Genomic DNA, 23,449 nt, shown 5'->3' with positions numbered 1-23,449 from the left:
GAGGTCGGGTGGCTTTCGCTTGCCCATAATTTGCTCAAGAAGGTAGCAGTAGATAGAAGAATCAAAAAGGCGATTCAGGGATGACCCCCTGAACCGCCTTTTTTTGCTTTTTTTCAATAAATTGAGCTAGCTCATCAGTTAGTTGACCTACTTCTGGGACAGCCCCCTCTGCTCTATCCGGCGCTAACGCGTCATTTTTCTGACATACTCTCTCATTCGGGAATCCGGCTTCGTACCCAGCTCCTGCTGCAGAAGCTTCTCCAGCGTGCGATATTGGCGAAGCGCTTCGTTGCGATTCCCTAGTTCAATATGTAGACGTATCACCTCATGATGGATGTCTTCCCGTAAGGGATCTAGCTTCAAGATCATGCTTAAATTATGAAGTGAATCCAGCGGTCGGTCCGTCGCTAGACGACGCCTGTAAGCTGCCTCCAGCTGTTCGATATACTGCTGCTCGAGCCCACGCCTTATCGGGACGGCCCACTCGAATGCTTTGCCCTTCAGCAGCTCTCCTGTATATAACGTCTCCGCTTGTTCGAGCAGCTTGTCAGCCTGCTCAGGACCCGATCGGATTTGTTTCAGCAGTCTTTCAAAAACATACAAATCACAATCGATGCCGTTCTCTTCCAAGCGAATTTCTGTTTTTCCCGTGTGCATGATGCTCCCGATCTTGTCCGCGCCGACCGCTTGACGAATATAGTAGAGCGTCGAATTTAAGTTCTTAAGCGCCTTATCCGTCTCCATATCGGTCCATAAGGTTTCAACGATTTCCTCCCGGCTCACCGATCGCTTGCATAAGAGGAAAGCGAACAACTCCTCGGTTTTCGGACTTCGCAGCTTGATCGGCGTTTCCTGCCCGTCCCGGTTGTATATTTTCAATTCGTTCAACAGCTGTACGCGCAAAGCTGGAGCGCTGCGAGGCGTCTTATCGATCCTGCTCAAGGTCTTGTTCAATCGCTCCGTTGTTACCGGCTTCAACAGATAATCCAATGCGTTTATATCAAAAGCTTGTACGGCATAGTCTCCATAACCAGTCGCGAACACCAGCTGAATGGAATCGTCAAGCTCCCGCAGCTTGCCGGACAACGTCATGCCGTCAATTGCCGGCATCGAAATATCCAGGAAGGCGACATCGATCCGATTCGCCTTCGCGAACTCATAAGCCTCCGATGGGTTCAGAAAAGAGTGGCATACGCTGAACTCGCCGCTTTCGAGCAGAAGTCTTGTCAGCCGTTTGACCGACAACTCCTCATCATCCACAATCATTGCCGTTAACATCGTTCCACTCTCCTACCATTTGGTCGGATTCGCCGGAATGACGAAAGACACCGTCGTCCCTGCTCCTTCTTCACTTTCCACATGAATGCTCGTATCGTATAGATGCTTGAGCCTCCTGCCGATATTCCATAATCCGACTCCTCTGTGGTCAGCGTTCGCATCCGCGTCCAGGTTAAGCACCTCTTCTCTTCTGCGCTCGCTCATCCCGCATCCATTATCCGCCACAATAAATCGAGTCTCGCCCGCCGCTTCCTTCTTCACGGATATGAATACTTTGCCCCGGTCAAAGGTAGACAGCAGGCCGTGCCGGATCGCATTCTCCACCAATGGCTGCAAAATCAGCGGAGGCATTCGGATACCTAGATCCGCCTCCACCTCATATTCGACCTCAAGCCGATTGCCGAAGCGCGCCCTTTCGATATGCACGTACGCTTGTACGAGCTCCATCTCGCTGCGCAGCGTCGTCAATGAGCTCAATTGTTTGAAGTCGAAGCTGCTTCTTAAATATTCCGAGAGATTCAGCGTCAATTCCTCCGCCTTCTGAGGCTCGATAATGCACAATTCAGCGATCGCATTCAAGGCATTATATAAGAAATGCGGATTGATCTGCGAGCGGAGAAAAGCGATCTCCGCGTTCGCGGCGTTCCGTACGGATGCCTTTAATCGGGTCAAGCTGCGGACGCGAGCCGTCAATTCCTCCGCTTCGAACGGCTTGCCGACAAAGTCGTTGGCCCCGATCTCCAGCGCAGACCTTACGTCGTACGCCCTGTTACGTGCCGTCAGCATCAATACCGGCAGCTCGAAGGAAGTGAACCGCTCTCTAATAGTCTGAAGCACCTCATAGCCCGACATATCCGGCATCATAATATCCAGAATGACAAGGGAAAAGTCCGGCGTCCCGGTAAGCTCATCCAGCGCCATCGCTCCGCGATTGACCGTCACGATGGCGTACCCCTCCAATCGGAGCAAATTGATCATCGCCTGCAGATTGGCGGAATCGTCGTCCGCAACTAGAATCCGCTCGTTGGTTTTCCCCTCGATATAGACGGGGTAGTCCATTGTCGGAACCGCGACATTCGGATAAGCCACCTCTGCTTCCTTCTGCCGCCCTGCGGTGACATCTAAGATTGCATGCGAACGCGGGAGCGTAAACGTGAATACAGTGCCTTGTCCGAGACGGGATTCCAGTCCGATTGCTCCTCCATGAAGCTCCACCAGCCTCTTCGTTATGCTTAAGCCAAGACCGGTTCCTTCATAATTTCTCGTCTCGGAAGGGTCCGCCTGTTCGAAGGCATCGAATATGCGCTCCCGCATGGACGCCTCGATCCCAATCCCTGTATCGCTAACTCGGATCTCCACAGTACCGCCGACTACTCTGGCGTTCACGGTCACCTCGCCCTGATCGGTGAACTTGATCGCATTGCCGACCAGATTGTGAAGGATTTGAATCAGCCGATTGCCGTCCGCTTGCACAGCGGGAAAATCTTGCGGAATGCCGTTCACCAGCGCAATCGGCTTGCCGCCGAGCAGGAAGGAATGGATGCGCATGACCGAATCGACGATCGCCTTCAGCTCAATATTGCTCTTATGCAGCACGATATCCCCATGCTTCATTTTGGAATAATCGAGCAATTCATTCACGAGATTGGCGAGTCTTCTGCCGCTGCCCAAAATAATCGCTAGATTTTGCGCTTGTCTCTCCGTAACCGGCCCCTCGATTCCTCTCAGCAGCGTATCGGTTATGCCGACGATCGCATTAAGCGGCGTCTTCAATTCGTGAGACGTATTGGACAGGAAATCGTCTTTGATTTTATCTGCTTGAAGCAGCCGGTTCTTCATTTCATCTATCGTATGGTAGGCTTCAAAGAAACGAAGAACAATCAGGAAGATGACGACGACGTTAAATACGAAAATATAAAACTGCGCGATCCAAAGATTTCCCTTCAAGGACAGAGCAAATAAAATGATATCGAGCGAATACAGATTGAAGGAGATAACCGCCATGAAGAGCAGCAGCGCTCTAAACCGATTGTGAGGCTCGCTCCTGATGAAGAAGATGGCTGATCTCCACAGCATCCACAGCAGCATCACTTGATACATGGCGACGACATAGGCTTGCAAGTCCGTATAGATACGGATAGGGGCAAAGCCGATCAACACCACGAAGACGCCTAGTACAATCGATATGACTCGCAGCAGCTTCAGAGAAATCATATTGTTATGTATCTTGTAGAAAAACATAGCGAGCAGGATCATCGTGACCATCGACACGATATCCTTCGCCCTGTACATCGTTTCAAACGTAGCATCCGGCAAAAACATCATGAGCGTCCGTTCGTCAATCAAGCCATGATAGACCGCATACAACGCGCAGATGAGCGCGAATATGAGCAGTGAATAGTCGACGTTGCGATACATCGCCGCCGCCGTAAAACAAACCAAATAAATAAGCGCCAACGCACCAAGAATCGCAAGCACGCCGAATTCCTGCGTCTTGTTCTTCTCCTCTTGCTTGATCATCGCGGCCTGCTCGCCGAAGCTGAGAGCGTTCGGAATACCCGCGCTAATATAATCGTAGTTGGCCACCTGAACAAGGATCTCCACATCCCCCTTGTCCAGCGCAACAAGCCCGAACTGCGGCGTGTTGCCCGGTTCATATTCCTCCGTATCCCCGGATGGCTTCCCGTCTTCGAACAACTTATGTCCGTTTACGAAGACCGCGCTCGAAAACCGAATATTATTTTTCTTCAATGCAAATACACCGCTATAAGGCACATTTCTGAGCACCATCCGATACGTGGCGTAACCGTACGATGGCAAAGCTTGGCCGTCAACCATCTTACCGTTCCAATTGGAGGGTACCTTCATATAAGCAGTGTTCACAGGCGGTGCATTCATACGACTATCTTCAGGCGTCAGCAGCTCATTCCAATAAAACTCCCAGTCGCCGTCGAGCCTGATGATCGGGTCCTGCTCATAATTCCATGAGGAGAGATCCATAACTCCATTCTGGACTCGCAGGTCGCCGGACTGATTACCCCGATTCATCATCATTGACAACGGAATGAGCGAGAAAGCGATTAAGCCAAGCAGGCAGACGATTAGCGTTCTCTTCAACAATGTGACCAACTCTTATCGTGTGGAGGTCAGCCGTCCGGAGATAACCGGATCTGGCTGGTCAAGGGTATTGACGATTGGTATATTCGACAAAATGTGCGGGAGTCCTGTTTGGAGGGCTGAGGGAGGTTACATTCGGTGTAAATCATATAAAGTTACATCTCTCAGAGCGGAGCTCTTTACCCTACCTCCACTATAAACACCCGATAGGTCTCGTTCTTTCCTCCACCTAGAATCAATGCTTTTACAATAGCGTGTCAGGAACCGCATGTTTGTTTGCAACACGCTTCCCTACATCGTCCCTGAAGCCCATGGCCTCAGGATAGAATTGATATTTTGGATGGCCTCGCGCTTGGCGTTTGCTAATTCAATTGAGCCCAGATCTTTCGTTTGCAGCAGAAAATTCAACGTAGCCAACGACTGCGCCTCCGTCAATTCGAAGGGCATAGACTCATAGTCCATGTTCTTCACTTCTAATGAATCATCGTCCTGAGCATATATGTTCTCGCTGCTGTAATAATACTCCAGGATGTCCTCCGGATATAAGGAAGGGTATTTCTTTCTAAGGGAGGACGACGCATCCCTCTTCCTATCTGTATCATCCTGGGTTACAAATATTTCATGATACGCTTCCGCAAGCGGAAAATCATCTATGATCTCCCCTGCTGGCACAAACAACTTTGAGCTTTCCCGTGAGAAACGCGACCAGTTTTTCTCATAATAGAGATATCTGCTGAAGACCGTCAGTTCCTTTGCTGTCACTTTGATTGGATGGATATTATAGTAAAACAAAAATAGATCCAAGCCGATGCCGTTCACTTTGAGAACAGTGATCTTCTTGATGCCATTAAACTTGACATTGAAATTCTCCATAGCCTCGTAAACATCATCGGCGTATGGCTTTAAACCCTCGGACAATGCTTCGTCTGTGGGCGATTTGAGTTTTAACTTTATATAATAAATTGATAACGGTTGTAAATGCACACATTTCCCTCCTTGACATTCTCAACCATAATATAACAAACAAGACTCTTAAGACAACATAAATATTAATTCTTAGTATTCTTATTCTTAATATTTAATAATAAGAATTCCAAGAACGATGCGAGGTTACATGAATTCGGGTGAATATCCGCTCTCTCATCTTCGTGTCTAGATAAAAAGCCGAGCGAGAATCGGAATAATATCCGCTTCTCACTCGGCTAGTAACGTGTCCCTTGGGCTAATACGAGGACTTGAACTTTACTGCTCCTCTACCCCATCCTGACGCTTGCTTTCAAAGTCGTCGAGACATGCTCGCGCTTCGTTAGTCGACTTGGTATTCATTAAGTTATTTCTTAACTCGCTTGCTCCTTTGAATCCACGGACATAGATTTTGAAGAAACGAGTAAGGGGCTGGAACGAACGTGTTTCCAATGCCGAATATTGGTCGTAGAGATCCAGATGCAATCGCAATAGGCCCAGCAGTTCCTCGCTGCTATGCTCCCTCGGCTCCTTCTCAAAGGCAAACGGATTTTGAAATATTCCACGCCCGATCATAATGCCATCCACGCCGTATTGCTCAGCTAGTTGCAGGCCGACCTGACGGTCAGCAATATCTCCGTTAATGGTCAATAACGTATCCGGTGCCACCTCATCACGAAGCTTCTTGATCTCCGGGATCAGCTCCCAATGAGCGTCTACTTTACTCATTTCCTCTCTCGTCCGCAGATGAATGGATAGGTTAGCGATATCTTGTTTCAAGATGTGCGTCAGCCAATCGCGCCATTCGTCTACCCTACTAAAACCAAGCCTTGTCTTTACACTTACGGGCAGTCCTCCGGCTTTGGCTGCGTGAATGATATCTGCTGCAATTTCAGGACGACAGATCAGGCCGCTGCCTTTCCCGTTCTCCGCTACATTCGCTACAGGACAACCCATATTGATATCGATCCCTCTAAATCCTTGTTCCGCCATGCCGATGCTCATCTGACGAAAATATTCCGGCTTATCTCCCCATATGTGTGCGACGATGGGCTGCTCGTCCTCTGTAAAAGTCAAACGCCCGCGCACGCTTTTGTTCCCCTCCGGGTGGCAGTAGCTCTCTGTGTTCGCAAACTCCGTAAAGAAAACATCCGGTCTTGCCGCTGCGCTCACGACATGGCGAAAAACAACATCCGTCACATCTTCCATAGGCGCCAGTACAAAAAAAGGCCGCGGCAAATCCCGCCAAAAATTATTCGTCATATCTAAAAAACCTCTCTATGGATATCCTTACAACTCATTATCCCAAAATGATAAAATCCCAAAATGATAAAAGCAATCCTGTTCAATTTTCTGCTTCTTCTACACTTATAGCACGTTTGAGTGCCTTTTCACAAACGATAGCGAATGGAATCATGATGATGGTTAAAAATTTGTCGAATCAAGCGCTTCCATAGATTCTACTTTTTGACAGGTTGTAAACCTGGTAAATATACCACACCATATAGTTGGGCGTATGTCAAATTGACAACGTGTCCGAATACGATGCGGGTAAGCCGTGGGCCCACCGGATCGAAAAAAAGGAGGATTTTATTGATGTCCAAACGATTCGGCAGCGTGCTCGCGTTCCTCTGTTGCTTGGTAATGGTGGCGTCGCTAATACCTGCCAGCCTTGCCGCCGCCTCTGACAACATGAAGCACGCAGAAGCACGCGATGTCGACCTCAGTTCTACAACTCTTGCAACCTTGCAGGCGAATGATACGCCTACCGCCATTTTCGGAACGCCCGAACTCGGGTCCAACGACCCACTGTGGGCCTTGACAATGGAACATCCCATCAACAAAAGCACTGTACCCGACGACCCTAGACCCCATGCCACGGGCACAGCCAGAATTCTGTGGGACCACGACTACCTGTATGCCCGCGTAGTTGTGAAGGACAGCAATCTATATCAGGGAGCCGGCGGAGATTACCAGTACGACAGCCTGGAGTTTTATGTCGGCAACGGATCCGGAGGCTCAAACCAATGGCGCGTCAGCGCGACGGGCGTGTTCTCAGGGCAGTCCGCTCCTGGCAGAGCTGCATGGACCCAGATCACGGATACAGGATATATCGTGGAGATGAGAATACCCAAAGGAAACTTGACCTTCCAGGAAGGCAAGCTTACCTTTGAGGTCTATATCAATAACTCCACGGAAAAGGGCGGCGATCGCTATGAAGTCGTTTCCTCTTTCGGCGTTCCGGACGCGGGTTATTCCAGCGATGCTTCATTTAGAGACAGCCTGCAGCTCGCTTCAGCCAATGAAGCGGACACCAGATTCTCCATCACCGCCACGGCGGGACCGGGCGGTACAATAACGCCGGACCCACCCGGCGATGTTCTGAGACTGGCTAAGGGCTCAAGCAAACAATTCGCGTTTACCCCCAATCACGGCAAAATCGTGGATACCGTAACGGTAGACGACGAGGCTGTGACTCTATCTGCTGCTGGTACTTATACCATTGCAAATATTGAGGCTGACCATACCATTCACGTGACATTCCGGAACGATCCGAACGCGAAGCAGCTTCCCTTTATCGTATGGAATGACAACTTCGCCCGCGGCGAGTACACGACGGCCGTCATCATTGACTTAGGCGATGGGAAGGCGGCGTTAGGCGCCGCGCTTAACCCGAGGTTGTTCACCGTCTCGGCTAGGAACACAACGTCGAGCGGCGACTCGGTGACCTTTGAAGGGACGCGCAAGATCACAAGGGTGTACGCCAATGACAAACCAAAGGTACGGGGCTATAAGGGCACAGTAAGCAATTCCCCGGATTATCAGGAAGGACTGTCAAGCGGCCGTTACATCGTAGTTGAATTGGAGTTTTATTCAGAGAGCGGCGGCAATACAACGCTGGATGGCAGCAGTAACTCGACCAAGCAGGTTTACAACATCGTCCAGAACGACGGGATCCTACTAACAGATGGGAGTTCGCTTCGCAACGTGGTTTTTGAACAGGACAAAGTTGTGAATCCGATCCTTGACAAGTTTACAACACCTACGGGAAATTCGGTCAATCGCGCGCTCTATCTTCACAAGGATGACAACGGTAATGTGGTGCAACGATTGCCGCTGTATGTCTATACCCACGGCATGTCACGCGGCGGCACAAACGCTGAAACCGACCCCAAAGCGGCCATGAAATCCGCCAACGGTTCGGTCGCTCTAATGAAGAAAATGGAGGAAAACCCGCAGAAATACGCCAGCCATATCCTGAATATTTCCTATAACGGCGTATCTACTCCCTCCACAGCCAATGTTAAGAAGGTTATAGACGACCTGGTTGCCAGCGGCGCAGTAGACCCTAACCGTATTTACGTGGCGGGCTTCTCATGGGGCGGCCTGTATACGAACAGCTTAGTTAACGACAACCCCGGCTTCTTCGCGGCCGCCGCGCCTATGTCTCCGGTAAACGGATCACCGAACGCGAGCACCAACGTCGCTCACACCGAACTGGCCTACTGGATGTTTATCAATGCTAATAACGTTGGCATATACCAGACTAACCTCGCTAACTTCATAAACACCAATATGCCCAAAATGACCAACGCGAGGGCCTCGCGCTTTGAGAGCAATGAGGCTCTTACGTGGCCCTACAATCAATTTGCTCAGCCTAGTCAGAGGCCGAATCCGGCCAACAACCCTGTCCTGCCTGATTATATAGCGCACGAGGTCGAAGCTGCTGTTCTTTACAACCAGATCACGATGGGGACTTGGAGCATAGCTCCCACGGCGCAGTCCTCTAACTTGCCGGCTTGGAACAATGACTACACAGACGTCTTTGATTGGATGTTCGCGCAGAGAAAAACAGCTCCTGTAACCATGGATAACGCCCCAACCGGGTGGCAGTCCCATCCCGTGAACGTAGTCCTTCAAGCGACCGATGCAGAGAGCGGAGTTGCTTCCACGTCCTACAGCTTGGACGGAGGAGCCTATACCACCGGCAATTCTATATCGATTTCATCGGAGGGGATTCATACTCTTCGTTACTACAGCGAGGACAAGGCAGGCAACAAGGAAGCGGTGAAGGAGAAGATCATTCAGATCGATCTGACAGCCCCTACTATTACGTTGCCTGACATCTCGAAGCTTCTGATTAGTGATGCTCTGAACTATCCGATCGCGGCATCCGATGCAACTAGCGGCGTGGATTCGGTATCCGTCACATTGGACGGAAAACCTGTATCCAGCACGATTCAAACAGCACCATTGCGTCTGACGCTCGGCGTACATTCCATTGTCGTGACAGCTAGCGATAAGGCAGGGAATTCCACTACGGTCACAGCACAAATAACCGTTTATATGGATATCGCGCATTTGGACTCGTTGATCCAATCCGGCAGTGACAACGGCTTCATTACGACACCGGGTCTGGCAAACAGCCTGTTAGCGAAGGTGAAGCAGGTGCAAGCGGCCGGCAACGACGCCAAGAAAACAAGCAATGCCCTGAACGCCCTTAGCAATGAAGTAAATGCCCAGACGGGGAAAGGACTGGAGTCCGGTTATGCGGCTTTAGTGCAAAGTATCCTTCAGTCCTTAGGCAACCAATAAGCCAGGGCAGCAGTGCCACGTTGCAGAAAAAGCCCGCATGCGGTTATCGCATACGGGCTTTTCTGCATTGAAATTGACAAGGGGAACGCAAGCCCTTGGGAGCAGGATTCAGTCGAACTGGTTGTTGACCTGACGAACTGCTCCAGCGCCATGTACTCATACTAAACACACGACAGTAGCAGGGGCTTGGGTCTATGCCTGCTTCATTATCACTTGGGTGCCGCTGTCGATGCATGCGCGTTAGCTCACACTTCCCAGCTTGTTATTTAATAATGCAAGGGTATATTTCAGATTGATGAGAGGCCATTTATTAATTGCTTGCTCTCCTTTTCTCACCCACCAACGAGTTCAACCGCTCCAGCAGATCGCCGCCGCCCGTCAACGAGATGGACCCGATTTTCTCGCAAATTTTCTCGAGGAATTCCAGCTCTTTCAGTCGGAACAACGTCTCATTCTCGTCCATCAGCTTGGCGGTATTAAGCAGGCTTCGGGTCGAAGCCGTTTCCTCCCGACGAGTGATTAGATTAGCCTGCGCCTTCTTCTCCGCAAGCAGGACGGTGTTCAGGATCTCTTTCATGTCTCCTGGCAGCACAACATCCTTAACCCCTGCACTCAGGAATTGCACGCCGAACGCTTCTTCTTGTTCATGCAAACGAGATAGTACGAACGAAGCAGCATCCTGTTTCCGTTTCAGAAGGTCGTCCAGCTTGAGCGTTCCTACGTACTCTCGAAGCAGCAGTTGGAGCTGGATGCGGATTTGCTCGTCAAAAGACTTCATTTCCAATGCACGCAATGGATTTACGATTTTATATTGGCATACGAAGTTGATTCGCAGCGTTACTTTATCCTCTGTCATCATTTCTTGGCCGATGAGATCCATTTGTTGTTGTCTAAGATCAATGGTCTTCACCATAACCGACACCGAACCTCTCCAGAAATAATACTTGCCCGGAGGAAGCTCACGCTGCAAGACATGGTCGTAGAACAGGAATCCGGATTCATAGCTCGCAATTTCATATGGCTGCACGTAGGCTGCCAGCTTAGGTACAACGGAACGGTCTACCTCCGCAGACAATTCAGGCTGTCTGGTATCGGTATGCAAGAAGGTATGTTTCTTAAACATGTTCCAGAAGGCATATGTACCTGGCTTCAGCAGCTGCCGGAATTGTCCGTCCTCGTAATGCAGCACGTATTCATGGTCTTGCACGCGTACAATATGGAGTTCTCGCACGAGGTCATCATCATGAAGGAACAGCTGCAAATCTTTGCCATCAACTACGAACGGTCTAGCAATATTCAGCACGACAACGGTGGATTGTGACCACGACGACAAGCGATAGGTGCCCGGCATCAACTTCCTCACATAACTTCCTTTATCGAAGAGCAAACCGCGCTCGTCAGCTTGAATCGTTATTTTCTTAAACATCTTCGTTACCCCCTTTAGTTATTCGACCAATGGATTAGAATCCCGCTGCAGCTCTGGCGGAATCACGTTTGAGCTAGGCGATCGATCAGCGATTTGCATGGACTTTCGAATAAGAGGATGGTGACCTACTTTCAGGCGTCCTTCTTACTCTTCCTTCCATGCAAACTCCCGGAATATCGCACTATCGGTATCCACGGATTACAAAGCCTTGCTGCAGTGTGCTTAACTAGCGGCTAGGGATTCTATCCCATGGTCTTGACTATTAGTTTGTGCTCGATTGGAAGTCGAGTGCTCTACCAGAATCGCTTTTCAGGCGATTGGGGAATTGAACCCCAAATAAGTGTTGTACCTACCGACCGATCGTACAGGATACCGCTGCATATGATGCACGGCACTGCGGGATAATTCGATATCCACGCCTCGTTACGACCGTCTGAATAAGAACCAATGTAAGATTGTCTGTCTCACAGGTTCTATGATGACTTATTTCAAGTTGAACGAACATGGTGGAAGTATTACGACTGAGTGCGAAAATGCTATTTCGACTAAATTTATTAGTAGGTGGAAGAAAGGGGTTTATGACAAATAATAATAGAGAGGTATTCGTGCCCCCTTAGCTTGTCAAAAAAGAAGCAACTTCTGCCTGCCTCATACGTAAACTTAGCTTATGCAGAAGTTTAATTTAGAAGAGGGAAATTACATGGGAATATTTCGAGAGTTATTGGCCTCACCAGCGGTTCGCAAGATTACGATCTGCCTCATCGTCCTGTTTGCAGTCTATTGTCTTAAAGACATGCTCAACCTGATCCTGCTGCTCTTCCTCGTTACTTTCGTTATGAACAGCTTGACCGGGTTTCTCACGAAGCGGATTAACCGCTTGTTCCCGATTCACCCCAATGTTGTCACCAGCCTGCTGTACATCGTCATCATTGCGGCGATGGTCATCGGCATTTCGAATTACGTACCCAAGATCATCGGCCAGGTTACCGACCTGATCAACAACATCATCAAGTTCTTAGACACCAACAAAGACGACAAGGCCGCCCAGCAACTGACGGAAGCGATCAACAATATCGATTACCAGCATTACGGCAAGGAAGCGCTCAATTATATCTCCAAGCTCAGCGAGTGGCTGGAGATCATTCTCGTCGTCATCCTGTTAAGCTTCTTCTTCCTGCTCCAGAAGGCGTCGATTATGAAGTTCACGCGGAAGTTCAAGACAAGCAAGATCGGCTGGCTCTACGAGGAGATGGAATACTTCGGCCGCAAGTTTATCTCTTCGTTCGGCAAGGTCATCGAGGTTCAACTGATCATTGCGATCGTCAACACCATTCTTACAATGATCGGCCTATGGATTCTCGGCTTCCCTTATCTGGTCATCCTGACGATTCTCGTATTCCTATTGAGCCTCATCCCGGTAGCAGGTGTCGCTATCTCGTTTATTCCAATCAGCGTAATCGCTTTTCAGACCGGTGGATGGATGCTTGTTCTCTGGGCGGTCGTTATGATCCTTGTCATCCATGCCGTCGAAACGTATGTGCTCAATCCTCGGCTGATGTCGCACAAGACGAAGCTGCCGATGTTCTACACGTTCGTCATTCTTGTATTCTCCCAGCACTACTTCGGCATCTGGGGATTAATTCTCGGCATTCCGATCTTCATGTTCCTGCTCGATATTCTTGACGTCAAGACAGAGGACGAGAAGTCATTGGCATAGGACTAGGACAATACGAAAAAGGGGCTGCTCCCGAGATCGCGACGACCAAATCTCTTGCTCCGGGGCAGTCCCTTTTTTATTCATCCGTTGCGAGCACGATTACAACGGTCACAACGATAATAATCGCGTCGACTAACGAAATGCGTCTAAGGTACATGATGGACTTCCAGTCGAAAATCTCGACGCAGACGTAGGTGGACGAAAGAAGTTCATGACAAATAAAGAAGAGAGGCATTTGCCCCTCTTACTCTAAACTGTTCCTTCGTCAAGGCTCAGATTCTAATGGATCGGGTACAGCCACATACTTATACTCTGAGTTATGACTATTCTCGGTATAAGGACGCACCCTATACTTATTTGGGTTCTTATATAGATAATCGTTCACATAAGGGATATATGGGTGCTCAACAAAGATCGCACTTTTTTCCACACCCTTTTCATTAATTAAATAATTCATAATTCTATAGACTGAGGAATACTTAAGGCTTCTTAATCTACGTTCCTTTCGGCACCGAAATTCATGAGGCTGTTCTTTATTTTTAAAATAATCCTCAATGACATGTCCGTATCTCGCTTCGAACTCTTTATATTCCGAATTTCTGTCTTGTCTACTTAAGGGTTGACTCCTATTTACCTGAAACACTGGTTTCTTCGGCTGCCGGTATTTTTTTGTATGATCGAATAAGTAATCTCTATGTCTTTTAAGCAGCGGCAATTGAGCGTTACGTAAACACTGAATCTCGCTTGACAAGTCCAACTTAGCAATATGTTCAAGAACAGATTGCGGCAAATCGAAATCGTTACGCTCAAATTTATGTAGTATTTCATCGAGTTCTATATTTATTATGTGAAGTCCATTTGTTACGAGTCGAGCAATATGGTGTGGGATATCCAGTTCTCTTTGGAAGTGCGTCCTCCCAAGGCTGATCAAACGATTAGCACGCAAGTCTCTAAGAAGAAACTCATAGCGTAAAGATTTACCACAAAGACACGTTACACGATTGCTGACCACACCATGGTCAATAAAGCCTTCAAAAGCATAGCGATCAGTCCCTTTGTGGGAAGCGAGAACATTCGCAAAGTAAGATTTTTGAGATAGCTTCGAAAAAACGCGCAACGCGTTTTTTTGAGGTTGAGTAAGTTTAAGTATAATTCTCTGTCTTTCATCAGAAGTCAGATACATGGTTGTTCCTATCCCCTTCTCATTTGGTCCAACTAGCTTGAAGGTTACTATATACCTTTTTTTTTCTCTTGAAAAGACATATGGAAACCACTATTTTTCACATGCTTTTTCAATAAAAAATAAGGATATTTTTCGAAAATTATAAACACTGCCGTATCTTTTAAAAATAAGATAAATAAGAACACTTTGAAGAAAGTGTCCCTCTGACGGTCATTTTTGTTTAATCAAGGGAAGAGAAGTATTAATCAGTACAAAAAGCACCATAACACCCTTGTAAGAGGGATGTCATTGTACCATTTAACGGAACAGAATAACCAAACTTATCCCACGTTACTGCCTTCCACTTTAAATCCTCGGAAAGTACAGATTCTCAAAGTGCCATGCTCTGTTCTCTATAAATACTCTATATTGTACTGGAAGTACAAACTGTCGGGTTATTCAATACTCGACAAGATTAACACCTGCTCAATGAACTATCTCACCAATATTCCTGATTTTCGTATGTATATCATGAAACTTTCTTAATTGGTTGGCGTCTATTAAATTATTCAATAAATGGAGGGGAACTACATGAAGATTACTTGTCACTATGGAGAGTATGCGGATATGGGTTACGTTTACATAGCACCACCTAACGAAAAGCTCGATAGGGATATAGAACATCGAAATGAAATTACAAAGCAGCTTAAGCCACAGGAGATTCATATTCCTTACATAACGGGAAATAGCCAAATTGCCTTATTGATCAGTAAGATGACTATCTCTAAAAATACGTTTAAAACTGGTTATCAACAAGCTTTCGAATCCGAGTACGGGTATGATTTTGACAGTCGCGGATATTTGACGGGGTTCGAATTGAGTCTATCGCAAGATAAATTCATAGAATTCATTCGAAATCAAGCGTATAAAGTGTTTCATTTTGAGTGGCATAACAAGCTAAATAATCTAGTAACATTCGATTATCCGGAGGAGGTTTTTCATTCGGAGAATATCATCTATAAGATGAATGAACAGGAAGATACCTTTGTTATCGTTCAACTTGAGGAAGATGAAGATCTCTATTCGCAATACTCCTATACTACGAAGAAGAATCCGCCAACTGCTAAGATTAAAGCATTGTTCTCCTCAAGGGAAGACATTTATCCCCTTGAATTCTTATTGAAACCGAAGTTTCAACTCGAGAAAAGCATACCTCTAGCGGTTATCAATAATGACTTATGTTGTGAAATGGACGTATTGCCTCGATGGGAGTCCATTGCTGAGGAAAAGCGCGAACGTCTTATTAATCAATATACCTGTGAGAATTGTTCAGAAGTTGTAAGCATTGTGCAATGTATCATACATGGAGAAGCAGATGGATTTCTGTTAATGGGAAAGTGCAGTTCTTGTCGTCAAGGAGTTGAATCATACGTGCTAGATGAGAGAAGATCTCGAGGATAATAAAACCAATAAACCGCCCCTAGGCTAGTTAAAGGAAATGCGTCTCTAACATCCTTCCTAGGGGCAAGTTCATATCATTTCATGACTCTATCCATCTCGTTCTATTATCGTGACCCATAAATCTATAGCACTCATCGGCAAACGAAATATTTATTCTAAACAGGTCATTGATTATCACAAGGATGATGCTAGACCGAGCTATGGTACGGAACATCTGAGCCAAATGATCGTATATTATTCCTGGCTAAATAATTCTCGATAGATTATTTCCAGTAAACCCATGTTGAGAATTAAATATTACAGCTGCAGAGGACATATTTATAGCACGTCTCCAATCGTCCTGATTTACCTTCCCCTCATCCTTCCACACCCTACCAATCATTTCTTTATTAAATTGACAGAAATAAATTTCATGAGGAACAGAATTTTTAACCGGTCTATTTGCATCATAAATCCCATACAATAGATATTGCTCAGATTCCATAGACATTACGGTCTTGTATCTCCAATACATATCAGGTAAATAGTATCTATTTTTATTTCTTTCCCACTTTTCTATATCCATCTTCTTATGTGTTACCCAAACCTCAAAATTTCTTCCGGATTTTAGTGTAATCTTCAAATCTGGTTCAGATGGAACATCCTTAATATCCTCATGCTTGTGGGGTTCATCAGACACATCAGTACGTTTCAAAACAGCAAGATCAATATAATTATCCCGAAAATTCTTATCAACCCAATGCTCAAAATTCATTCCGTCATTAAATTTAGTCCTCACGTATCCTTCTGTTGGCATCCAATAAACCCCCACTTTTTAATCGTATCTATGAGTTATTTTCTTTCTTATATCTAATAACTACATTAAGTCAGTCTCTGATAGCCGTAAATAACGAGAACTTGTTTGTTACTCTCGCTATCAAGCAACCCAAAGTAAAATACCAAGCTTAGCCGATCAAAACCCAATTTCATCTTTAAATATCAAATAAAGTTAACTCAGACTCCTCTGGTTCCTTGTTATCTTGTTCTATAGACATTCCTGAGAAATGATCTTTCTCTAATACAACCTGTGCAAGTTGATTAAACATCTTACGCCCATCTCTATCTGTATAGAATCTAAGACCACTTATTTTAACATTGGAAACCTCATCTTCAAATATAAGTTCAGCCTCATGTTCCGTAATATAGGTCAACAAATCTTCTTTCCACTGTTCTCTTTCCATACGACCAGAATCCCCACCTTTAGGTTCAATAAATACCTGAATGTAATAATCGGCATTATTAAGATAGAGTATAAAGTCTGGCTGGAAACCTTCAAACTTCACTTCACGAGTCGGTTGAAATTGATGTAACTTTAAATCGTTATTTTTACGTGTTTCTCTATTCATTTGCTCATCCATACGAAATAGATAAGTTTCAGGATATTTTTCTCGTAACTCTTTTATACGCTCGCCAATTTTTTGAATCAAGTCGAATTCAAGCTCATTCACTATTGCTAAGTTATAAACATACCAGTCGTTTTCATCACCTGACATTTTACGTGGTTCAACAATCTGACTACGATTACCACTTATTGAATCGTATTTTGGAACACGTTTTCTATAATCAGTAAGATAGTCTTTAATCGGATACCCAATAAATTTGTTACTACCCCGTGCACTTGAATAACCCTTGGTAATTTTATCCTCAACATCACGCAGATAGGATAATACAATATGCAGCTTATCGTTGCTAGTTAAATCACTCTCTGTAAAGTCAAGTGGCGCCTCTATTCGCAATGTAAGGTTATTCAAATTCAACCAATTATTGCCATAAATAAATTCTTCTTTTGATTTCAGTTCGGGTAAGAATCTCTTCATTACATCAAAGCGATAGAATGTTATTTTTTGCATAGCCTTTTTGAAATATCTCTCATTTAATCTAACTACAATTGAATGAGTTTTTAAACTTGTCGATTCGTCTTTATAGGATACTTCCCTAGATGAATATGACCAAGGAAGCGTTACATCGTTTGCATTAAGAATTCCATAACTAGACAGGCTAGAATAATAAGAGTCTGGTACATCAACGGTTTGATTATAATAGATCTTCCCATATTTCCAAACGTCGGTTTTCTTAAAATTACCTTTTATCTTCACTTCTAATGGAGGGTTCTTCTCGTCAGTTCCACTTGGCAAATCCAATGCTTCTAGTGAATTAACTAGATTTTTTAAATATTGCGGTTCATTAATTGTATGATAGTGAAGTGTCTCAAGTAACAAACTGTCATGAGAATCATCTTCAAGTCTTCTCTTATACGAGGCCTGTCCGTTTAATACGAAAGGATTATATCTAGCACCACGCCCAATTAACTGTGCTTCAGCCATAGTAGACTTTTTATCGCCTTTAGCATTCTCACTGATCCTTACAATATCATAGAGATTTAAGACATCCCAACCTTCAGTTAACTTTGCAACAGCAAATATTACTCGATATAAGTTATCTTCATCTTCTAAAGAATTTAATGCCTGATATTGCCCTTTTTCCAGCATACCTGCCCCACGATCTGAATCATTCGCATTTAATATACGTCTAGGCTCAAATTCACGTTTTATGGTGCGCAAAATCGTCGGTAGACTCTCAGTATGTTCCAGATAGTACTCATAAGCATAGTTTAAAGTCGAGCTTTCACTATCATCTAGCTTTTGTTGTCGAATAATAAAGTGATTTAGTTCCTCAACAGTCAAGCCTTCAATCATCTCATTAAACACTTGATTAGAATTGTTAGATGCATTAATGTTTTGAGATTTAAACATAATCACAGGTTTAAAATAAGGAATACCTTTAGCCATGGCCGTATACCTTCTATACTCACTTAGCAATACTACATTTAACATTTTATCTCTGTCATCTATAGAGCCCTCAATGCGCTTTACGTTCTTAGAGAACCCCTCAAACATAAATTTATCTAGAGTATAACGATATATAACTTTATCCTTGTATTTCTCATATATATTTTTATTTTCTAAATCAATAGTAGCAGTAAACTCGAGTAATCTATTGTCATCCCTTGCATTAAGTATTTTGTTTATTGCAGCTTCCCATGTCTGCTCCTCATCTTCTTCCTTTTTTGTAGATGCTGAGTAGTGATGTGCTTCGTCCCCCAGTATAACAACCTTATTACGAGCATAATCCCTTTCAGACATTGAATTTTCACTTGGAATAAACAAATCATTTGATAATGACTGGACTGTTGCTAATTTCAGATAAATCACATTCTTCGCTTGTTCAATAGGGAATCTTGTTACAGGCAATATACTTATTCGTTCACCATTAATTTCTATTGTTTGTTGGAATAAATATTTTTTCGATGCTTTACTCGTAAGGTTATCAATAGTCTTATTTAAAACACTGTTCGTATTTACAGTAAAGACAAAGTTCTGATATCCATATTCTTTAAACATAAACAATATTAAAGCTGCCATTAAATCTGTTTTACCAGAACCAGTCGCCATGTTAAATAGGACATGCTTAATGTTACGTGCATCTCTAAACGTTTGAGTGTAATGGAAGTATCTAATTGAATTCTCTTGATAGTCACGTAGATCGTGTACTAAATTATTATTTACATACTCGGGTATCCGATAGCCAATCATTTCATTAAATAAGGAAGTATTATATAGATTAAGCTCGTCTAGTAATGGCAGTGATAATTGCTTCTTTTTCTTTGGTACTGAAGACATTTTCAGGCCTCCTCCCCATAGAAACTCTTATTAAAATTGTAATCCAAATCACTGATCAATTCCCTGACATTAGAGTCATCAATTTCGCTCAAGTTATAATACAATTGATTTTTTTCAATTAGTTTAATAAGTAATTTTCGATTAACTTCAATCCCACGGCTCCAATCAATCTTATTTAGATCAGCACGAAAATCAATATCCGCTTTCTCCTGAGTATCAGAACCATGTAACATACGTTCATATACAGCCTTTAATTCAACAATTGAATTTGAGTTTATTATATCAATTAAATAACCCATATTTTTCGGGAACAATTCAGCGTACACAAAACTTCCTCCACCAACCCATTTAATTAGTTTCGAGATGCCTGATTGATCCTCACCACTTATAACACTCTTTAATCTATTCCAAGGACTATTTTCTTTATAGTCAATTTGTTCAATCGTTATATATTTCCGCTCGAGCTTATGAGCAACGGCGGCTGTTGTACCTGATCCGCCAAAGAAATCCATTACAATATCGCCTTTGTTACTAGCTATTTCAATAATTCTTCTAATTAGTTTTTCTGGTTTTTTACCTCCTTTTAAAGTAACTCCGCCTTCTCTGGCAATCCCTTCGTACGGTGTGTCCATCCATATATTGCTAAGTTGTATACTAGGCACTTTTTGTCCATCAATTTCTCTAATCTTTTTAGAATAGAATGCGATTTCCTGCCCATTTTGAACTATGACATTATAATGATTTTCTCTTTCAACGATATATATCTTATCTTTATGTCCTTTGGAAACATTTCGTATATTAACAATTTCTTGTCCTGCATCGTCTCCAATAGCAGTATATCTAAATACCGAATCAGAGTTCTCTAATGCGAAATCACCCATTTTCTTTTCAAAAACTTCTTTTCCAAGTTCATTGACAAAAGCATTTTTATTATCATACCCAAAAAGTAGCGGAAGATAGTCATTTAGACTTACTATTTCCCACTGAGAGATATCATCATTTATGTTTTTAATATAATATTTATAATTTGAATCGTAAGTGGATTCTATATATTGTGGATTGTACTTCCATTTACTTTTATCTTTTGCAAAACCAATAATGTATTCAGCTGTTTCAAAAACCCCTGCATTAACACTAGCAAAACCAGACGGAGATTTTGTTTTTACCGTGATCTTATTAATAAAATTATTTTTCCCTGGTTCATTAAAAATATCTTTCATTAGTCGGTGTAATTCAGCCACCCCATCATCACTAATTTGTACAAATATAGCTCCATCATCACTTAGTAGTTCTTTAGCAACTTGAAGACGATTTTTCATAAAAACAAGCCATGTTGATAGTTTAAAGTTTGAATTATATTTAAAAGTATCTTCCTTTTTCTTCGCTTCAAAGTAATACGGAGGGTCTATATATACAAGTTTAACTTTACCTTGATATTTTTCCTTTATTGTGTGCAGTACCAATAGGTTATTCCCTTTAACAACCAAATTTTCATCATTAAAATTAGTTACTCTGTGTTGTCCATGTTCATCAAATTTAGTAGCATTAGTTAATATTTTCTTATCTAACATTACGTCAATCTCATCTTTTTCAATTACCTCATTGAAAAAGGATTCATCATAAGCCATATCTTCTTTACTCATTGCTGCATTAAGTACCCCATCTTTAAATGGAAAATCTAAAACAACATCCTCCTGTTCAAGTAAATATTTCCCCCCTGAGGTTAAACCAATTTGATTCTCATATTTAGTATAACTGGTTTCCCAGTAGTCTCGATATTGTAGCATGTCTTCAAACTGATCAATTAAGAATATATCTTTCCCTGCAATTTTTTTGAAATAATGTTTATTAATATAGTCATCATTGACCAGAGCTGTAATCAGAGCTTCATCGTAGTTTCTTAAATCATTTACTACAGCAGTCCGCTTCAACCCTCCGTCAGCAACGTACTTATCTCCGAATGTTTTTACAATCTCAATTATTTTATCAAACACCTTGGGTTGAATCTTTTCCATAGTTAACCATTCCCCTTAAGCGATATTTGTATTATACGAACAAGTGCTGCAGCAATATATTTATAATAATATCTATTTGTATCTAAAGCCATAGAATTGAATGGTGATTCTGACCCCAATTAATTGTTCTTGTATCTGTCAATCCCTTCAGGATGACTCTAAACTACATTCAATCAAAAAGCGATGAAATGTGTCGATCTAATGCGTCAACTCCAATTATGAATCTCAAGCGACTTTCTTCCTTTGTCATGGTTACAACGTCTGACAAAGGCAGCTAATATTATACTCTTAACTGATAACATGAAATATCGTAATCTCCTTCCTCGAACATAAAGTAAACTCGTTACGAATCACATTATAACAATGGTTACAAACCACAATGTTCTTGTCACCTGTACCAATAAACTTTGCTACTAACTGATAATCTTCGTTAGGCAGAATCTCGAGTTACATTAAGCTTATACTACATACTCCGCAGGAACCATGAAGCATCATATAGTCCTCAATACAAAGTGATCCCATGTCGAGAGTTAAATGTTTAAATTGCATTTCCGCTTTCTTTTAACAAGATACACAACAACTCATTCTGAGAGACTCGTCGGTCGAGAAATATCTCCATTTCATATGTAAATTCTGTAATCGTTTGCCTAGCTTCCTCCTTATCAACTTCCTCTTTATGGGGATATAGCAAGGAGATGATGCTTGGAACAAGTAGTCATTCCGATACCTTAATGGACTGCTACTTCAATACACAAATCAGACTAAAATAAGCCGTTTATGTTCGCACAATACAGCAAATATCCAAAACAAAAGAAATAGCTGCCAATTCTCGCGGCAGCTGCTGGAACCTCAGACTCTAATTAAAAGTAATGGGTATAGCCTCAAAACTAGTCAAATTTGTTTCTTGAATAATTATCTAAAAAAATATATAAATAACTCCCCAAATCAGGGGGAGTTTCTCATCAAGGCTAGAAGACACCAAACTCATCCACCTGCTCATTAAGTCGGTCTATTAACTTCTCTGCATCCTTCACTAGGCTATCTTCAAGCTCAGACCCTGAGTATTCTTCACCGTCCTCATCCTCATAATCTTTTTCAGTCCAATCAAGCTCATCTTCGTCGGTAGCCTCGTCCTTCGAGTTTTCAGCGGCATCATCTTTTTCAGGCTCAATAGACGTTAATCTCGAGACACTATATTCAATACCTTCGGTTTGCCACATCTCAATAAGTTGATTCTCACCATATTCATCCTTATGCTGCTCAAAATAAATTAACCTTGCCAGCTCTTGCTTCAATTCACTGATTGATTCGGCATCCCCTGCATCTGTAACAACCAGTTCAAGTTCACCATCTCTAATAATTGCATATAACTCTCCCGGTTGTTTGCGTTTTCTTTTAGCCATCATCTAGTCTCCTTAAGTGGGATACATCCAAAATACGACGGACGCTTCCATTTAATCACGTTTATAATACGTAGTAGGGTAATGAAGAATAATGTCTCTAACGATATCCTTCACTCTGATATCGTGAAGGTCGCAGATTTCCACCAACCTGTCGTAATGTTTGTTCTTTATCTTTAGACTACATTTTTTAGTGATAGCATTTACAACTCGGACGCTTCGCCTTCTCGTATAAAAACCTGATTCCTCTATTTCATCCAAAGCCATACCAATCGATTTATTTACTAATTTCTTCAGACTATAGCTGTTTTCAGCAGCAATCTCCTTTAACTCCATGTAGTCACTATAAAGTAATTGCACTTTGACAGAGCTTTCATCTGGGATATTCGAAAGAAATATTGAATTAAGAAGCATTTTATCTCCTTCCTTAAGTTAAATGTCACCCCATTGCGCTTATACCTACAGTATAATGAATACATCGGACATTGTAAAGGTCCTGACAGTCCCTAAAATAAAATAAGAATCCCCTGTTATAAATACACTTGGTTATAATAAAGGGTTCAATAAAAAACAAACAAACAAAAAAAAAAAAAAA

The 23,449-nt window shown here is 43.3% G+C and carries 13 protein-coding genes; 3 read left to right on the top strand and 10 right to left on the bottom strand.

Translation table 11 applies throughout. The features are described 5' to 3' along the window. Nucleotides 1–183 precede the first annotated feature (183 nt). The 4 genes from DFQ01_RS30145 to DFQ01_RS30130 form a co-directional block, all read right to left on the bottom strand. Complete coding sequence (locus DFQ01_RS30145) at nucleotides 184–1,278, bottom strand: BTAD domain-containing putative transcriptional regulator (RefSeq protein ID WP_110047613.1); 1,095 nt, start codon at nucleotides 1,276–1,278, stop codon at nucleotides 184–186. Between the two features lie 12 nt (nucleotides 1,279–1,290). After that, nucleotides 1,291–4,398, bottom strand: a complete 3,108-nt coding sequence (locus DFQ01_RS30140; protein ID WP_110047612.1) for an ATP-binding protein — start codon at nucleotides 4,396–4,398, stop codon at nucleotides 1,291–1,293. Between the two features lie 288 nt (nucleotides 4,399–4,686). Beyond that, on the bottom strand, nucleotides 4,687–5,379 hold the full coding sequence (locus DFQ01_RS30135; RefSeq protein WP_110047611.1) for a hypothetical protein: 693 nt from the start codon (nucleotides 5,377–5,379) through the stop codon (nucleotides 4,687–4,689). A 258-nt stretch (nucleotides 5,380–5,637) separates the two neighbouring features. Beyond that, nucleotides 5,638–6,621, bottom strand: coding sequence for a tRNA dihydrouridine synthase (locus DFQ01_RS30130; protein WP_110047610.1), 984 nt, complete (start codon nucleotides 6,619–6,621; stop codon nucleotides 5,638–5,640). 333 nt (nucleotides 6,622–6,954) lie between these two features. Between DFQ01_RS30130 and DFQ01_RS30125 the strand changes: the two genes are divergently transcribed. After that, nucleotides 6,955–9,954, top strand: a complete 3,000-nt coding sequence (locus DFQ01_RS30125; RefSeq protein ID WP_245946948.1) for an OmpL47-type beta-barrel domain-containing protein — start codon at nucleotides 6,955–6,957, stop codon at nucleotides 9,952–9,954. A gap of 310 nt (nucleotides 9,955–10,264) precedes the next feature. Here the strand turns inward: DFQ01_RS30125 and DFQ01_RS30120 are convergent, their stop codons facing one another. After that, complete coding sequence (locus tag DFQ01_RS30120; RefSeq protein WP_110047609.1) at nucleotides 10,265–11,380, bottom strand: slipin family protein; 1,116 nt, start codon at nucleotides 11,378–11,380, stop codon at nucleotides 10,265–10,267. A gap of 700 nt (nucleotides 11,381–12,080) precedes the next feature. Between DFQ01_RS30120 and DFQ01_RS30115 the strand changes: the two genes are divergently transcribed. Further along, nucleotides 12,081–13,097 carry an AI-2E family transporter gene (locus tag DFQ01_RS30115; protein ID WP_110047608.1) on the top strand — a complete coding sequence of 339 codons (1,017 nt, stop codon included), beginning with the start codon at nucleotides 12,081–12,083 and terminating at the stop codon, nucleotides 13,095–13,097. Nucleotides 13,098–13,362: 265 nt separating this feature from the next. Here DFQ01_RS30115 and DFQ01_RS30110 read toward each other — a convergent pair whose 3' ends face one another. Next, nucleotides 13,363–14,280 (bottom strand): hypothetical protein, encoded by a 918-nt coding sequence (locus DFQ01_RS30110; protein WP_110047607.1) that lies wholly within the window; start codon nucleotides 14,278–14,280, stop codon nucleotides 13,363–13,365. Between the two features lie 570 nt (nucleotides 14,281–14,850). On the opposite strand from DFQ01_RS30110, the gene DFQ01_RS30105 reads away from it, so the two are divergent. Further along, entirely contained in the window at nucleotides 14,851–15,720 is an 870-nt protein-coding gene (locus DFQ01_RS30105) for a hypothetical protein (RefSeq protein ID WP_110047606.1), read from the top strand. Nucleotides 15,721–15,964: 244 nt separating this feature from the next. Here DFQ01_RS30105 and DFQ01_RS30100 read toward each other — a convergent pair whose 3' ends face one another. The 4 genes from DFQ01_RS30100 to DFQ01_RS30085 form a co-directional block, all read right to left on the bottom strand. Further along, complete coding sequence (locus tag DFQ01_RS30100) at nucleotides 15,965–16,516, bottom strand: hypothetical protein (protein ID WP_110047605.1); 552 nt, start codon at nucleotides 16,514–16,516, stop codon at nucleotides 15,965–15,967. 175 nt (nucleotides 16,517–16,691) lie between these two features. Beyond that, nucleotides 16,692–19,439 carry a DEAD/DEAH box helicase family protein gene (locus DFQ01_RS30095; protein WP_110047604.1) on the bottom strand — a complete coding sequence of 916 codons (2,748 nt, stop codon included), beginning with the start codon at nucleotides 19,437–19,439 and terminating at the stop codon, nucleotides 16,692–16,694. A 2-nt stretch (nucleotides 19,440–19,441) separates the two neighbouring features. Continuing rightward, nucleotides 19,442–21,454 carry a site-specific DNA-methyltransferase gene (locus tag DFQ01_RS30090; RefSeq protein WP_110047603.1) on the bottom strand — a complete coding sequence of 671 codons (2,013 nt, stop codon included), beginning with the start codon at nucleotides 21,452–21,454 and terminating at the stop codon, nucleotides 19,442–19,444. A gap of 968 nt (nucleotides 21,455–22,422) precedes the next feature. Next, the gene (locus DFQ01_RS30085) at nucleotides 22,423–22,860 is read right to left on the bottom strand and encodes a hypothetical protein (protein ID WP_146216941.1); all 438 of its coding nucleotides are present in this window, start codon (nucleotides 22,858–22,860) and stop codon (nucleotides 22,423–22,425) included. Nucleotides 22,861–23,449 lie beyond the last annotated feature (589 nt).

It is taken from the genome of Paenibacillus cellulosilyticus (genome assembly GCF_003182255.1).
GTDB lineage: Bacteria > Bacillota > Bacilli > Paenibacillales > Paenibacillaceae > Paenibacillus_T > Paenibacillus_T cellulosilyticus.
The sequence above is the reverse complement of the archived record's forward strand: the minus strand, read 5'-3'. Positions and strand labels throughout refer to the sequence as shown.

Bases quoted from the DNA above. Each gene is read 5' to 3' on its own strand.
- DFQ01_RS30125 (WP_245946948.1), top strand. From the start codon at position 6,955: ATGTCCAAACGATTCGGCAGCGTGCTCGCGTTCCTCTGTTGCTTGGTA.
- DFQ01_RS30130 (WP_110047610.1), bottom strand. From the start codon at position 6,621: ATGACGAATAATTTTTGGCGGGATTTGCCGCGGCCTTTTTTTGTACTG.
- DFQ01_RS30105 (WP_110047606.1), top strand. From the start codon at position 14,851: ATGAAGATTACTTGTCACTATGGAGAGTATGCGGATATGGGTTACGTT.
- DFQ01_RS30100 (WP_110047605.1), bottom strand. From the start codon at position 16,516: ATGCCAACAGAAGGATACGTGAGGACTAAATTTAATGACGGAATGAAT.
- DFQ01_RS30120 (WP_110047609.1), bottom strand. From the start codon at position 11,380: ATGTTTAAGAAAATAACGATTCAAGCTGACGAGCGCGGTTTGCTCTTC.
- DFQ01_RS30090 (WP_110047603.1), bottom strand. From the start codon at position 21,454: ATGGAAAAGATTCAACCCAAGGTGTTTGATAAAATAATTGAGATTGTA.
- DFQ01_RS30110 (WP_110047607.1), bottom strand. From the start codon at position 14,280: ATGTATCTGACTTCTGATGAAAGACAGAGAATTATACTTAAACTTACT.
- DFQ01_RS30085 (WP_146216941.1), bottom strand. From the start codon at position 22,860: ATGATGGCTAAAAGAAAACGCAAACAACCGGGAGAGTTATATGCAATT.
- DFQ01_RS30115 (WP_110047608.1), top strand. From the start codon at position 12,081: ATGGGAATATTTCGAGAGTTATTGGCCTCACCAGCGGTTCGCAAGATT.
- DFQ01_RS30095 (WP_110047604.1), bottom strand. From the start codon at position 19,439: ATGTCTTCAGTACCAAAGAAAAAGAAGCAATTATCACTGCCATTACTA.
- DFQ01_RS30145 (WP_110047613.1), bottom strand. From the start codon at position 1,278: ATGTTAACGGCAATGATTGTGGATGATGAGGAGTTGTCGGTCAAACGG.